Source organism: Synechococcus sp. CS-1328, assembly GCF_025128095.1.
In the GTDB taxonomy this organism is placed as follows: Bacteria; Cyanobacteriota; Cyanobacteriia; order PCC-6307; family Cyanobiaceae; genus CBW1002.
The window spans coordinates 83,502-97,583 of record NZ_JAHLYT010000071.1 but is presented as its reverse complement, the minus strand read 5'-3'; the positions used below and the strand labels follow the sequence as shown (position 1 = coordinate 97,583).

General features: G+C 68.2%; 10 protein-coding genes. 2 read left to right on the top strand and 8 right to left on the bottom strand.

The annotated features are described in order from the left end of the window. Positions 1-55: 55 nt before the first annotated feature. The 8 genes from KQ310_RS13850 to KQ310_RS13815 form a co-directional block, all read right to left on the bottom strand. Positions 56-1,108 (bottom strand): NAD-dependent epimerase/dehydratase family protein, encoded by a 1,053-nt coding sequence (locus KQ310_RS13850; protein ID WP_399238419.1) that lies wholly within the window; start codon positions 1,106-1,108, stop codon positions 56-58. Continuing rightward, a complete protein-coding gene (hemE, locus tag KQ310_RS13845; RefSeq protein WP_259722311.1) occupies positions 1,105-2,163 on the bottom strand; it encodes a uroporphyrinogen decarboxylase in 1,059 nt (352 codons plus the stop codon). The genes KQ310_RS13850 and hemE overlap by 4 nt, the downstream gene beginning before the upstream one ends. A 310-nt stretch (positions 2,164-2,473) precedes the next feature. Next, positions 2,474-4,783: a 1,4-alpha-glucan branching protein GlgB gene (glgB, locus tag KQ310_RS13840; RefSeq protein WP_399238415.1), complete on the bottom strand. Its 2,310-nt coding sequence runs from the start codon at positions 4,781-4,783 to the stop codon at positions 2,474-2,476. Positions 4,784-4,858: 75 nt separating this feature from the next. Then, positions 4,859-5,644 carry a DUF3887 domain-containing protein gene (locus KQ310_RS13835; RefSeq protein ID WP_259722310.1) on the bottom strand — a complete coding sequence of 262 codons (786 nt, stop codon included), beginning with the start codon at positions 5,642-5,644 and terminating at the stop codon, positions 4,859-4,861. 60 nt (positions 5,645-5,704) lie between these two features. Further along, positions 5,705-7,318: a CocE/NonD family hydrolase gene (locus tag KQ310_RS13830; protein WP_259722309.1), complete on the bottom strand. Its 1,614-nt coding sequence runs from the start codon at positions 7,316-7,318 to the stop codon at positions 5,705-5,707. A gap of 17 nt (positions 7,319-7,335) precedes the next feature. After that, positions 7,336-7,608, bottom strand: a complete 273-nt coding sequence (locus KQ310_RS13825; RefSeq protein ID WP_259722308.1) for a hypothetical protein — start codon at positions 7,606-7,608, stop codon at positions 7,336-7,338. Positions 7,609-7,728: 120 nt separating this feature from the next. Next, the gene (locus KQ310_RS13820) at positions 7,729-8,121 is read right to left on the bottom strand and encodes a DUF4332 domain-containing protein (protein WP_259722307.1); all 393 of its coding nucleotides are present in this window, start codon (positions 8,119-8,121) and stop codon (positions 7,729-7,731) included. A 4-nt stretch (positions 8,122-8,125) separates the two neighbouring features. Further along, a complete protein-coding gene (locus tag KQ310_RS13815) occupies positions 8,126-8,593 on the bottom strand; it encodes a Ycf51 family protein (RefSeq protein ID WP_259722306.1) in 468 nt (155 codons plus the stop codon). Positions 8,594-8,660: 67 nt separating this feature from the next. Between KQ310_RS13815 and KQ310_RS13810 the strand changes: the two genes are divergently transcribed. Both KQ310_RS13810 and KQ310_RS13805 read left to right on the top strand, forming a co-directional pair. Then, positions 8,661-13,085, top strand: coding sequence for a translocation/assembly module TamB domain-containing protein (locus KQ310_RS13810; protein WP_259722305.1), 4,425 nt, complete (start codon positions 8,661-8,663; stop codon positions 13,083-13,085). A gap of 52 nt (positions 13,086-13,137) precedes the next feature. Continuing rightward, positions 13,138-14,076, top strand: coding sequence for an ROK family protein (locus tag KQ310_RS13805; protein ID WP_259722579.1), 939 nt, complete (start codon positions 13,138-13,140; stop codon positions 14,074-14,076). Positions 14,077-14,082: the final 6 nt, after the last annotated feature.

Here is a 14,082-nt window from a genome sequence, read left to right as displayed (position 1 = left end):
CAATGTTGCGGCTGCAGGGCAGATCTGCAACATTTTCTTGTGCTTGCAGCCTGCTTCAGTCAAGCCGGCCGCGGTGGGGAACGGCGGCGGTCTCCAGCACCGCCTCCAGGGTGGGGGCGAGGCTCACCCGGCAGAAGCGCTCCGGCGGACTGACCGGCTCATGCACAAAGTGGCGCTGGCGGATGGAGAAGCGATCCCAGGCATTCACCTCGATCCGCAGCAGGCGGATCAAGGCCTCGATCAGCCAGCCCTGCAGATCAACCCCGATCGAGGGCCACCAGCAGCGCCGCCAGCGGCAGAGGATTCGCACGGTGTCGTTGATCTGGATCGGCGCCTGACCCAGCACCAGGCGTCTCACCACACCCTGGCCAGGCTCGGGATTGGGCTCGTGCGGGTGGGTGGCCAGATGGGCGCAGACCGTGGCGATGTCGGCGGCATGAATGAAATGGAAGCTGGCATCGGTGCGCAGCCAGCGGGCCAGCCATAACCAGCCAAGGGCCTCCTTCAGGCCCGCGGTGAGATAGCTGGTGGGATGGGGATCACCGGAGGTGACCCTCCCACCGAACACAAGCGTGGGGAAAACGGCCACGATCCGCTCAGCCAGGGGATGGTGCTCAAGCTGTTCGAGGCACTGGGCCTTGGTCTGGATGTATTCGGTGCCATAGGCCATGGCTTCCGGCAGAAGCTTCAGCTGCCGATCCAGGATGCTGGCGGTGGAGAAGTAGATCACCTGTTCCAGCCGGTGCGGATCCACCAGGTCCAGCAACCGCTTCACCGCCACCACATTCACCTGGCGGGCCCGCTCCGGATCGCCCCAGGCCGTGGCGGTGTGAATCACCCGGGTGGCGCTGGCGATGGCGTCGGCATGGGGCTCCAGATCACGAAGATCACCCACCAACAGGGTGATCCTGGGATCGCTGGGATCCACGACCTTCAGTTTGACGGGATCGCGCAGCAGCAGCAGCAGTTCCGCATCGCTGTTGCGGTAGAGGGTTTCGGTGATGTATTGGCCAACGCAGCCACTGGCACCGGTGATCAGGATCCGAGCCCTGGGCGGCACGCCGGGATCGGCGATGGCAGGGCCGGCTTCGGTGGCCGTGGTGCTCAAACGGCTGCTCCGAGCAGCTCATTGACGGACTTGCCGGTCTCGAAGAAGACGCGGGCGTTCTCCTCGGGAGTGCCCGGCAGGATGCCATGGCCGAGGTTGAGGATGTGCTTGCGGCCCTTGGCCTTGCGCACGGTGTCGAGGATGCGCTCGCGGATCGCCTCCGGGGTGCCAAACAGCAGGCCGGGGTCGACATTGCCCTGCACACCCAGGTGCTGGGGCAGCCGGGCACAGCCATCGGCCATGTCCACGGTCCAGTCGAGCGACACGATGTCGACACCGGTGCGGCCCATCCGCTCCAACACGCCGGCACTGCCGGAGATGTAGAGGATCAAGGGGGTGTCGGGGTGGGTGGCTTTCACCTGATCGATCACCCGCTTCTGGTAAGGAGCCGCGAAGACGTCGTAATCGATCGGACTGAGCTGACCGGCCCAGGAGTCGAACAGCTGCACCACCTGGGCTCCCGAGTCGATCTGGTAGCGCACATAGGCGGCGATCGAATCCGCCAGGTGGCCCAGCAACTGGTGCAGCAGCGCCGGCTCCCGGAAGGCCATCGCCTTGATCACGGAATAGGTCTTGGAGCTCTTGCCCTCCACCGCGTAGGCAGCCAGGGTCCAGGGCGCCCCGACAAAACCGAGAACGGTGGCCGCGTTGCCCACATCCTGGCGCAGGCGAGACAGCACCTCACCGACAAAAGGCAGGGCCTCGGCGGGATCAAGGGGACGCAGGGCGTCCACCTGGGCCTGGGAGCGAATGGCGGGCTCGATGATCGGCCCCTTGCTCTCGATGATGTCGAAGTCGATCCCCATGCCGGGCAGGGGCGTGAGGATGTCGGAGAACAGGATCACGCCATCGGGCTGGAAGGCGTGGAAGGGCTGCATCGAGATCTCATAGGAGAGATCCGGGTTCTCGGAACGCTCGCGGAAGCCGGGATGACGATCCCGCAGGTCGCGGTAGACCTTCATGTAACGGCCGGCCTGGCGCATCATCCACACCGGCGGACGCTCCACCTGCTCACCTCGGGCGGCGCGCAGCAGCAGGGGGAGGGTGTCGGCCATGGGGGTCGTCTGGGCAGGGGAATCGCGATCGGAAACCTAGCTGAGAGCCGCAGCCGGGCGTTCATCTTCAGGGGTCGCCATGGCCGCCGTCACGCCTCCCCCGCCAGAAGAAGTTGACATAAAGTGTATCAATAGTCGAGTTGGTTCTTCTTTCCTAGGACACTACTTTCATAGCGCCGTGCGGCTTGATGGCCTGATCAATCAACTGGGGGCGGTGGTCGATGTTGCGATGCAGGGCCTCCCGCCAGGACCAGGACCTGACAGGAAGTCTTGCCGACGAATCTCTGCAATGAGCAAGAGCAATCGCCACTCAGGCTTCGACTGGGGCGTCAGCGTCAACGCCCTGGGATAACTGACTGCGGGCCTCATCACGGCGAAGAACCAGCACGCTCAGGGGCGGCAGGCAAAGATCGAGGGCGTTCTCATAGCCATGGATTCTCCAGGGATCGGTGTACTTGCCGCCGAGGTTGCCGAGGTTGCTGCCGCCATAGCGGGCACTGTCGCTGTTGAACACTTCGGCGTAGAAGCCCTCGATCGGCACTCCCACCCGGTAATGGGAGTGGCTCTGGGGGGTGAAGTTCGCCACCACCAGCAGCCAACCGCCACTGCTGCTGTCGCGCCGCATGAAACTGATCACCGAGTGGCGGTTGTCGTTGCAGTCGATCCACTGGAAACCGTATTCATTGAAGTCGTCTCGCCACAGCGCTGGCTCCGCCTTGTAAAAGGCATTGAGATCATCCACCAACCGCTGCAGGCCAAGGTGAGCCTCGAACTGGAGCAGATCCCACTGCAGGTCTCCCCAGACGTTCCATTCGGCCCGCTGGCCGAATTCCATGCCCATGAAGATCGTCTTCTTGCCTGGGTGGGTCCACATGTAGGTGAGCAGAGCTCGCACGTTGGCAAACTTCTGCCAGTCATCGCCGGGCATCTTGTGGAGCAGGTTGCTCTTGCCATGCACCACTTCATCGTGGCTGAGGGCAAGCATGAAATTCTCGGTGTACGTGTACCAGATCGAGAAGGTGATGTTGTTCTGATGGAACTGCCGGAACCATGGATCGAGCTCGAAGTAATCGAGCATGTCGTGCATCCAGCCCATGTTCCACTTCAGGTTGAAGCCAAGGCCACCGATGCTGGTGGGCTGGGTCACCATCGGCCAGGTGGTGGATTCCTCGGCGATCGAGAGAGCGCCTGGGAAATGCTGGAACAAGACGTAGTTCGCCTGCTGCAGGAAGCGCACCGCCTCGAGGTTCTCGCGGCCACCATTCTCATTCGCCAGCCACTCTCCATCGGGGCGGAGGTAGTCGCGATAGAGCATCGAGGCGACCGCATCAACCCGGATGCCATCGATGTGGAATTGGTCAAACCAAAACACCAGATTCGCCACCAGGAAGTTGCGAACCTCATTGCGGCTGTAGTTGAAGATCAGCGTGCCCCATTCCTTGTGCTCGCCGATGCGCGGATCGGCGTGCTCGTAGAGGTGCTGGCCGTCGAAGAAGGCCAGGCCATGGCCGTCCTTGGGGAAATGGCCCGGAACCCAGTCGAGGATCACACCGATGCCCTCGGCGTGGCAGCGGTCCACGAAGGCTCGGAACTCATCCGGGCTGCCGAAGCGGCTGGTGGGCGCATACCAGCCGGTCACCTGATAGCCCCAGGAGCCATCGAAGGGATGCTCGGAGATCGGCATCAGTTCGATGTGGGTGAAGCCGCGGGCCTTCACGTAGGGAATCACCCGATCGGCCAGCTCCGGATAGGTGAGCAGCCGCGCTCCTGGTTTGAGATCGGCCGCCGGCACCGGCTGCCGCGCCGACCCATCGGACTCCACATAGGGCTGATCGGCGCTGGCGTGCATCCAGCTGCCCAGATGCATCTCGTAGACAGAGATCGGCTGATCGAGCGGATTGGCTGAATCCCGCTGGGCCATCCAGTCGGCATCGTTCCAGGCGAAGCTGGCCAGCCCTGCGATCCGCGAACTGGTGTTGGGCCTCACCTCGTGCTGGAAGCCGTAGGGATCGGCCTTCTGATAGCAGTGGCCCGCCTGGGTGCGGATCTCGTACTTGTAGAGCTCGCCGCGATGCAGGCCCGGCACAAACAGTTCCCAGCAGCCGCCCAGCCGCGACTGCATCGGCAGGTGGCGGCCGTCCCAGCTGTTGAAGTCGCCCAGAATCGCCACACTTCGGGCGTTGGGTGCCCAGAGGCAGAACTGCACCCCGGCGACGCCATCCCGCTCGCCGGGGTGGGCTCCCATGCGATGCCAGATGTGGTGATGGTTGCCTTCGGCAAAGAGATGGCGGTCCATCTCGCCCATCCATTCCTGCCGGAAGGCCCAGGGGTCGTGCTGAACGTGCTCGATGCCGCCGCGCTGCACCCGGGCCTGATAGGTGCAGCCCGGATCAACACTGACCTCAGCCTCGAACAGCCAGGGATGGTTGGGGGTCTCCATCGCCAGGCAGAGGCCATTGGACAGGAGTTCCACCTGATCGGCCTCGGGCATCCAGATCCGCACCACCCAGCCCCCTTCCGGCAGGGGCTGGGGTCCAAGAACGGCGAGGGGGTGATCGTGCCTGCACTCGGCCAAGCGTTGGCCATCTTCAACCATCCAATCGAGGCAGACCAGGGCCATATCCATTGACGTGCTGGGCCGGAGCTTAAGCCGCTTTTCCAAGGCCAAGCGGCGGCTGGGCCCTGCCGTTGAGGATCAGAAGGCGTCGCGGGGGAAATCGACCCCAATCACCTGGCCCTGCAGGTTGAGGATCACGAAGAGGTTGTCGGTGAGCCGCCCGAACTGGGTGGTGACCAGCACCAGCTGCTGCATCTCATCCCGACCGGCGAAGACACTGCCCCGCACCCGCTGGAACGGACCGGTGAGCTTCTGCAGACCCTGCCAGCGCTCCTGCAAGGCGGCCGGCAGCATCTCCTCCTGCATGGCGGCGGACATCAGGCTGCGGGCCGTCACCACCCGGCCAGCGGCCAGCTCCTCGATGAATGTCACGGCGGTGGCCTCCACCGGGATCTGGCTGCGATCCAGCTCCCAGCCGAGAATCCTGCCCTCTCCATCCAGGATGAACATGAGCGGCCGGGTGCCCTTTGGGGTGACCAGTTCGGCCTCCACAGTGCCGTCATCGGCGCCGAGCACCAGGGATTCGATCCGGGTGCTGCGCACACCCCCCAGCGAGGCGAGGCGCTGCTGCACAGCGGCAGGAGTGGTGAAGCGCCGCACCGGCTCAGCCAGGTAGCCATAGAGGGCCTTGGCATCGCTTTGCCGGATGGCGAGCAGGATCTGCTCGGCGGCCTGGCGCAACTTCTGTTTGGTCTGCTTGCGCTGCGGACTTGAGGCTTCAGCCACCAGGGCGGAGGCAGCACCACCGCTCCACTCCGCCAAGCCGAGGCCTGCAGCGGCGGGTTGAGCCCCGACGCTGAGCGGGGCCACCAGGCCACCCAGCAGCAGCAGCGAGAGGGGCAGAGCGGAACGGCGAGGAAGCACAGCGGCGCGGGCAGGGTGGCGACAGTTTGGCCGAAACCGGGCAGGTCGAAACGCGTTGGCCTAATCCGGGCGGGCTGAGGCCAGGGGGCGCAGACGCAACTGGGCCCCGGCCAGCTCGAAGGTCAGGGTGATCACCCGATGGCGGTGGGTCACAGGCCCGGGCGGAACCTCCAGGTCACCGGAATTGACGCCGATCTGCGGCCAGGCGGAAGCCGCCAGGGACAGGCGCAGGCGCTCGCCGGGCTGCAGCGCCAGCAACACTGGCTGGAACAGGAGGCTGCGGGGCTGCGGCGGCCCCGAGAAGTCGGCCTGGCACCGGAGCACCCCGGTGCTCGATTGCCGCACCCCCACGCCATCCGCCGCGACCACCGAGAGGGCACCGCAGAGGTCGTAGCTGGCTTGATCCGCAGCCACGACGATGCGCAGTTCGGGCTGGCCGACCAGCTCCAGCGGTTCGCTGAGGGGGGCCGTGCTGAAGCAGACCACATCGCTGCGGGCGTCCAGATCAGCCCGATCGGCCGGACCGGCATCGAGGCCCAGGTGGCCGCCCCGGCCGGGCACCGGCCTCCAGGGATCGTGCACCAGGGTCAGGCTGGCGGCACCGCGCTCAGGCTCGGGGGCGCCTTCATAGGGGAGCAGCAGACCTTCATCGGCGCAGATGGCCGCCAGACCCCGGCTGCGGAGCCGCCAGGCAGGGCCACAGGCAACGGCAGGATCGGGCGAGAGCCAGGCACCGTCACCGAGGCGTTCGAGCAGCAACGGCGGCGGGGAGGATTCCGGGCGAAGCGGTGGGCCGGCCGCTGCCTTCAGGTGCCGATCAAAGAAGGCCAGCTGCAGGGCATCGAGCCCGCCCCGCCAGTCCAGATGCGACCAGGCGCCGATGCGCAGCCAGGGATCGCCCCCCGCGGCACGCGCCTGCCGCCACAGATCCAGCACGCCGAGAAGATGGGGGTCGTACCAGCCGCCGATCAGCAGCATCGGGCGGCGCAGCAGCTCCACAGGGGCTTGATGGCGGGTCCAGCCCTCGGAGCTGGCCGGATCACGGCCCAACCAGGCCAGACCCATGCCGTCGGGGTCATGGCGCTGCAGTAGAGACAGGCCCTGCCGCAGAAAGGTGCCGGTGTCGAGGCTGCGGCGGATTTCCAGCCAGCCGTCGCCGTCATCGCGGCGCGCACAACCCTGGGCCGCCAGCTGCAGGGCCCAGCCCAGCCCCAGGGCCCACCAGTGCGCGCCCCCCTCACTGGCCCAGTGGCAGCGCTCATCAAGACCGCAATGGGCCGGTGCGAGGGCATCGGGGACGTCGTGCGGGGCGCTTCCGTCCGAGAGCAACTGGCTGAGCCCCTGGTAGGAAAAGCCGTAGGTGCCCACCCGGCCATTGGCGTGGTCCAGGTGGCGAGCCCAGCGCACACAGTCGGCACCATCGGCGGCCTCCTGAGCGAAGCCACGGAACTGGCCATCGGACTCCCCCCTGCCGCGCACATCGACCACCACCACCTGGTAGCCCTGGGCGGCATACCAGGAGGGATGGGCGTAGGTCACGGTGGAGGCGATCGCCCTGCCATAGGGCTGACGCATCAACAGCACCGGCCAGGAGCCGGATCCCTGCGGCCGCCACCGCCGGGCCGCCAGGCTCACACCATCGCGGCAGCGCAGACGGAGGTCCTCCCACGCCACGACCAGTGGCGCGGAGCTCAGCGAACGTCCGGGCAGTGAAGCCCGATCACGTAGGTGGTGAGAACCTCAGCGTCGACGGGGGTGAGACCACGCTGCTGGGCGATGCTGCTCACCGCCTGGGGCGAGGTGGCAGAGAGGCCCTGGCTGTTGAACTGCCGCAGCTGAGCGCAGATGCTCTGGGCGAGGGCAGGATTCTGCTTCACCGATTCGAGCAGGGGCGAGGCAGCCTGGGCGGCGCTGCCCAGGCAGATGGCGACAAAGCCAAGCAGCAGAGCTCCGGCAACATTCAAGCAGCGGTGCTCGGCAGGGCGGGAGGGGTTCAGAGGATTGGGGCGATGCGGCATGGGGCCACCCATCGGGGGCTGACTCCATTCCAGGCAGAGGCGGGCAGCAGCGGGCTGGTGCGGGTGTCAGTTCCGGGAGCGACCTGGCCCAGCCTGGGCGGCGGCGATCCACTGCCGCAGCGTGGACAGCTCCAACGCCGGCACAGCCATGCCGGTGAGGCTGCGCTGCAGGCGGCCCATCTGCACCCACAGGCGCTGGGGATCGGCCTGGGCAAGGCCGCGGCGATCGGCAATGCCGGCGTAGAGCAGCAGCGCCGCCTCCGAGGGGTGAAGGCCCACCTCGCACACCAGTCGCGCCTGGGCACGCAGCTTGATCAATTGCCTCTCGCTGGCCCCGCCGCCGCTGCCGAGATCCCGCAGGGCACGATCCTCGAGCCCGGCCAGTTGGTCCCAGGCCACGATGCCGGCCTGCTCCAGCCGTCGCTGCTCGCGATGAAAGTGGCGGGGCAGGGGCAGCAAGCGATCAGCCCGCCAGCACGACCGAACCATCCCGCAAGCTGCGGGTGGCCTCACCCAGCACCACCGGACGGCTCAGACCCGGCGCCACGGTTTCGAGACCGCGCAGCCTGACCCGCACCAGCCCATCGGCGGAACTGCGGCCGCTGCCCCGCAGGTTGCTGGCCAGCTGCTCCAGGGTCGGGGCCACCGCGGCCGGGGCCAGATCGGCGGGCGCCGCGGCGATCACCAGACCACCGCCGTTATCGAACACCACGGGTACGGACACCGCCCCCTCGATCGACACCCGCGGGCTGTAGCTCACGGCGAAGGCCAGGCAGGAGAGCGACAGCAGGGCCGTGAAGCTGGTGATCCCCACCAGGCGGAAGCGGATCCCCCAGCCGGACAGGAAGCCGATCCCGGTGAGAAGGGCCAGGACACCGCTGGCGGCGCCGAGCCACTGGCCCGCCGTGAACAGGATCGGATCGGCAGGCATGGGGGCTGGTCAAGCGGGAGATGACTTTTATATTGCGCCCGTCGCAGACACGGGCAGACCCAGGGGCATGGCGGGCTTGCCGGATTCATCACTATCGGAGGCCCGCTGGTTACCGACGACGACACCCCTCTCCCGCCGCCTGCCGTGGCTGCTGGGGCTTGGCACTGCCGCGGGTCTGGCCTGGTTTGGGGCTGATCACCTGGCCCGCAGCGTCTTCGACCACTGGAAACCCCAGCTGGAGCGCCAGCTGAGCCAGGTGCTGGGCCATCCGCTGCAGCTCGGTCCGTACCAGGGAATCGGCCTGTCGGGGCTTCAGGTGGGACCCTCGCGCCTGGGGCCGGGTCCCCAGGACCGCTCCGAGGCCAGGGTGGCGGGGCTGGGTGTGGGTCTCGACCCCTTCGCGAGCCTGCAGCGCTGGGCTCCGGTGCTGGATCTGCAGCTGCGCGGTGCCGAAGCCGATCTCCACCGGAACGCGCGCGGCCAGTACTGGGTCTTGGGCACTGCGACTCGCAGCCAGACGCCACCATCGCTGGACCTGCGGATCCAGCTCGCCGATCCGGCGCGGCTGCGGATTGCCCCTGCCGGCGTCGACCTGCGCTTCGACGGCCGGGTCGGCCTGCTGCTCCAGGAGCGCCGGATCGATCTGAGCGGCCGCCTGCAGCCAGCCGAGGGGCCGGGGCTGGTGGCGATCGAGGCGGGAGGGCGTTGGGACAGCCAGCGCTGGCAGGCACAGCTCAACCTCCAACGCCTGCCGGTGCAACTCCTGCAGCGCTTCACGCCCATGCAGGGCCGCACCACCGGGCAGCTGGACGGCCGCCTGGTGCTGGCCCTGAGCCAGGGACGGCCCAGCTGCCGCGGCGCCATGAGTCTCAAGCAGCTGCGCTGGCGCCCCTCTGGAGCAAGCCCCGGCAGCGCCACCGGCACGGCAACGCCAGCCGCAACCGACCTCAGCAGCCCCACCGCAGACCTGCGCTGCGAGGGCGACAGCATGGTGCTGGAGCGCAGCACCTGGGGATTCGGAGGCTGGAGCGGCAGCCTGGCCGGGCGGGCCCACCTGCCCCGCCAGCAGCTCAGCCTCAGCTTCAAGGCCCAACCACCTCGCCTGGCTCGGACCAGCCGCAGCTCGGCGGCCTTGGCTGCGTTGCAGGGAACGGCGGCCGGCCGCTGGAGCCATCAGGGCCTGGCGCTCTCCTCCCTGCAGGTGCGGGGCGGCCGCTCCGAGCTGACGGCCTCCGGCAAGGTGGGGCCGCTGCTGGCGTTGAACGGCACCTGGCGGCTGGACCCCAGCGACCTGCCTCTGCCGCCCAGCGCCCCCTCCTGGCTGACGGAGCAGACCCTGGCGGGCAGCCTGCAGCTGAGCGGGACTGCGGCCGCACCGGCGCTGGCGGTGCAGGTGCCCCGGCTCACCAATCCCCTCACGGGAGACCTGCGGGCTTCCCTGGTATGGCGCAAGGGGTTGCTGCGGTTGGACGACCTCAGGGGTCCCTACCTGCAGGCCAGCGGTCAGCTGCCGTTGCAGCCGTCCCCGGGGGGCGGCCTGCGCACCGGCCCGCTGGACGCCCAGCTGCAGCTCACAGCCTTTCCCCTGCAGCGGCTGGATGCCCTCGTCGGCACAAGCCTGCGGGGCGAACTCAGCGCCTCCGGCCGGATCCACGGCCCGCTGCAGGATCTCAGCCCCGACCTCGCCCTCGAGCTGGCTGGCCCCGGCGCCGGGCCCCTCGGCCTGAGCGAGACCTGGCAGGGCCAGCTCAAAGGCACGGGTGCAGGCAGCAGTGCCCTGCAGATGGAGGCCAGCACCCCCAGCAGCGGCAGCCTCATGGCCCGACTGGACCGTTCCTGGATGCCGGTGGCCCTCGAACTGAAGCGCGGCGGCGGAACACTCAGCCTGACGGGCCGTCCCAGCGCCTATCGCTGGCAGGCCAGCGCCTTGCCTCTTCAGGGCCTGACCCTGGCCGTGGGCCCCCGCAAGCACCCCCAGCCGTTGCAGGGCGACCTCAGCGGCGATGGAACCCTGGCCCTGCAACCGCTGGCCTTCGGCGGCTGGGTGACCCTCGCCCAACCGGTCTTTCTGGGCGTGCGGGCCCAGGAGCTGCAGGCCGGATTGCGCTATGCCGACCGCCGCTACCGGCTCACGGCTGATCTGGACCCCCTGGCGGGCGGCTCGATCGCCGCCACCCTCACCGGCCGCTGGCAGGGTGCCTACCGGGCTCAACTGGAGGGACGGGGGCTCACTGCCGATCTGTTCCGCCAGCTGGCCCAGGCCCTGCCCCTCTGGCGTGGCGAGGAAGGCCCGCCGCGGGGCAGTGCCGCAGACCTCGGCAATCTGATGATCGATCAGCTGGGGGGGAGCCTGCAGGACCAGCTCATCGCCCTGCAGCACGCGCGGGAGCGGCTAAACCTGGCGGTTGCCAGCTCCACTCCCGAGGACCTGCAGGACCGCCTTTCCGCCACCCAGGCCCTGGTGGACACCGATCTCACCTTCAGCGGTCCGGACCTGGCCCGAACCCACGTCGACCTCAGCGCCAAAGGCCATCTCTGGCTGCGGGGCACCACCGAGGACCAGGCCCTGGCCCTGGACCCCTTTGTGGTGAGTCTGCAGGGCCCCATCCGCCATGGCGAAGGCAGCTTCGATCTGGCCAGCCTGCCGCTCAGCCTGCTGGCCTTGCTCACCCCCGTACCCGGAAGCCTGCAGGGGTCGCTCTCGGCCAAGGGACGCTACCGGTTGGGCAGCGGCCAACCGGAGCTTGAGGCCGAGCTGGCCCTGAACCAGGGGCATCTGGGCGAAGCCGATCTGCAGCTGGAGCGAGGCAGCGTTCTGCTCAAGGATGGCTTCCTCGACACCGACCTGGCCCTGCGCGCCGCCGGGGCCAGCAGCGCCGTCGATTTCACCGGCCGCATCCCGCTCGATCCCCAGGCACAGGGTCTGGAGGTGCGTCTGGCCAGCCGCGGCGATGGCCTCCGCTTCCTCACCACCCTGGCCGGGTCGTCGCTCGACTGGAAGAAGGGCAGCGCCGACATGCAGCTGCTGGTGCGGGGCAGCCTGGCCGATCCGATCGCCAACGGCTTCCTGAGGCTGCGCGAGGGCGAACTGCGCTTCATCGGCCAGACGGTGAAAGCCCTCGAGGCCACGATGCTGTTCGACTTCGAGGAGCTCCTGCTGCAGGAACTCACTGCCCGGGTGGGCGAGAAGGGTCTGGTCGAGGGCAAGGGAAAACTTGGTCTGGTGCGACCGGTGTCGCCTGAACCCAGCCTCACCCTGACCCTGAAGCAGGTGCCCTTCAAGCTGCAGCGCATCGACGCCTTCAGCGACGGTGAACTGGCCTTCGGCGGCAGCCTGCGGGCTCCACTGCTGGGCGGAAATCTGGCGATCCGGCAGGGAAGCGTCAATGTCCAGCCGGGCCAGGTGGCTGCCGGCGGTGATGGCGCAGGGGCAGACCAATCGAGCGATGGGGGCGATTCCGACACCGCCAAGCCAGCCGCAGGTGCCAACCCGGATGTGAACGAACTGCTGCAGCGCAACTGGGCCTTTGACCAGCCGCTGGTGCTGCTGGGCCCGGAGGTGGAGAGCAGCACCAGCGACGCCCTGCGCAAGGCGATCCCGAATTTCCCCTACCTGCGCTTCAGGGATCTGACCCTGCGGCTCGGTCCCGATCTCAAGGTGACCGTTCCGAACGTGGCCAACTTCAGCACCGGTGGCTCCCTGCGGCTGAACGGACCGCTGGATCCGAGCCTGCAGGCCACCGGCGTGGTGCGGCTGCTGGGCGGTCGGCTCAACCTGTTCACCACCAGCTTCAACCTCGACCCCGATGCCCCCAACGTGGCAGTGTTCACACCGTCGTTGGGGCTGCTGCCCTACCTGGACATCGCGCTGCGCACCCGGGTCTCCGAAAATCTCTCCAGCAACCTGGGCGCCAACACCGGTGCGGGGCTGAGCCTGGCGGAACTGGAGGCCCAGGGAGGCTTCAGTTCCTTCAACCAGCTCAAGCTGGTGCGGATCACCGTGAGCGTCAGCGGGCCTGCCGATCGCATCGCCGAGAACCTACGGCTCACCAGTGATCCGCCCCTGCCGGAGGAGCGGCTGGTGGCCCTGATCGGCGGCAACTCCCTGGCCGGGTTGAGCGGCGGCAATGCCGGCGCCGCCCTGGCCACAGCCCTGGGACAATCGCTGCTCTCGCCGCTGCTGGGGTCACTCAGCGATGCCTTCGGCCAGCGGGTCAGCTTCGCCCTCTACCCCACCTACGTGAGCCCGGTGGTCTCCCAGGCCGAGGAGCTGCGCTCGCGGCAACTGCCGCCGCAACTGGTGCTGGGCTCGGAGATCGGCCTCGACATCACCGAGCGCTTCAACGCCGCGGTGCTGGTGGCACCGAACCGCTCCGACATCCCGCCGCAGGTGACGCTGAACTACAAGGCCTCCGAGAACATCAACCTGCAGGGCTCCTTCGACACCCAGGGAGCCTGGCAGACCCAGATGCAGCTGTTCTTCCGTTTCTGATCCTGGTGTTGAGGGCGGCGCGGCAGGATCAGCCAGCTCTGCCGTGGCGGCGATGGTCCAACTGATCGGGATCGACCTGGGCGGCACCGCGATCAAGCTCGGCCGCTTCGACCAGGACGGCCGCTGCCTGGCGGAAGCGGAGCTGGCCACGCCCCAGCCGGCCATGCCTGGGGCCGTGACCATGGCGATCGCCGAAGCTGTGGAGACCATCGACCCACAGCGGCTGGCGCCGTGGGTGGGCATCGGCCACCCCGGCCCCAGCGACCAGGCGGGTCGTGTGGCCCGCATCGCGATCAACCTGCCCGGCTGGCAGGGCGTACCACTGGCCGACTGGCTGGAGCCGATGCTGGAGCGCCGCATCACCCTGGCCAACGATGCCAACTGCGCCGCCCTGGGGGAACTGCGCTTCGGTGCGGCGCGCGGCTGCCGTGACGTGGTGCTGCTCACCCTCGGAACCGGTGTGGGGGGGGCGGTGATCCTGCAGGGCAACCTGTTTCTCGGCCACCGCGGCGCCGCTGCCGAACCGGGCCTGATCTGCCTCGATCCGGATGGACCGGACTGCAACAGCGGCAACCGCGGCTCCCTCGAACAGCACTGCAGCATCAGCGGCCTGCAGCGGCTCAGCCCCCTCTCACCCCAGGAGCTCTGCCAACGGGCCGATGGCGGCGACGCTGCGGCGATCGAGGTCTGGAGTGCCTACGGGCGGCTGCTGGGGGTGGGGATCACGTCACTGCTGTACCTGTTCACGCCGGAGCGGGTGCTGATCGGCGGCGGCCTCAGCGGCGCCTGCCACCACTTCCTGCCAGCCGTGTGGGAGGAAGTGACCCGACGGGTGTTGCCGGTGAGCCGCGAGGGCCTGGACATCCGCCCCTGCGAACTTGGCAATGGCGCCGGCCGGCTGGGGGCCGCCCTGCTGGCCCTTGAGCGCTTCGGCTCGATGGATGAGGGCACAGCGGAGCTCGACTCAGCAGAAGCAAGCGGCTTGGGATGATGGACC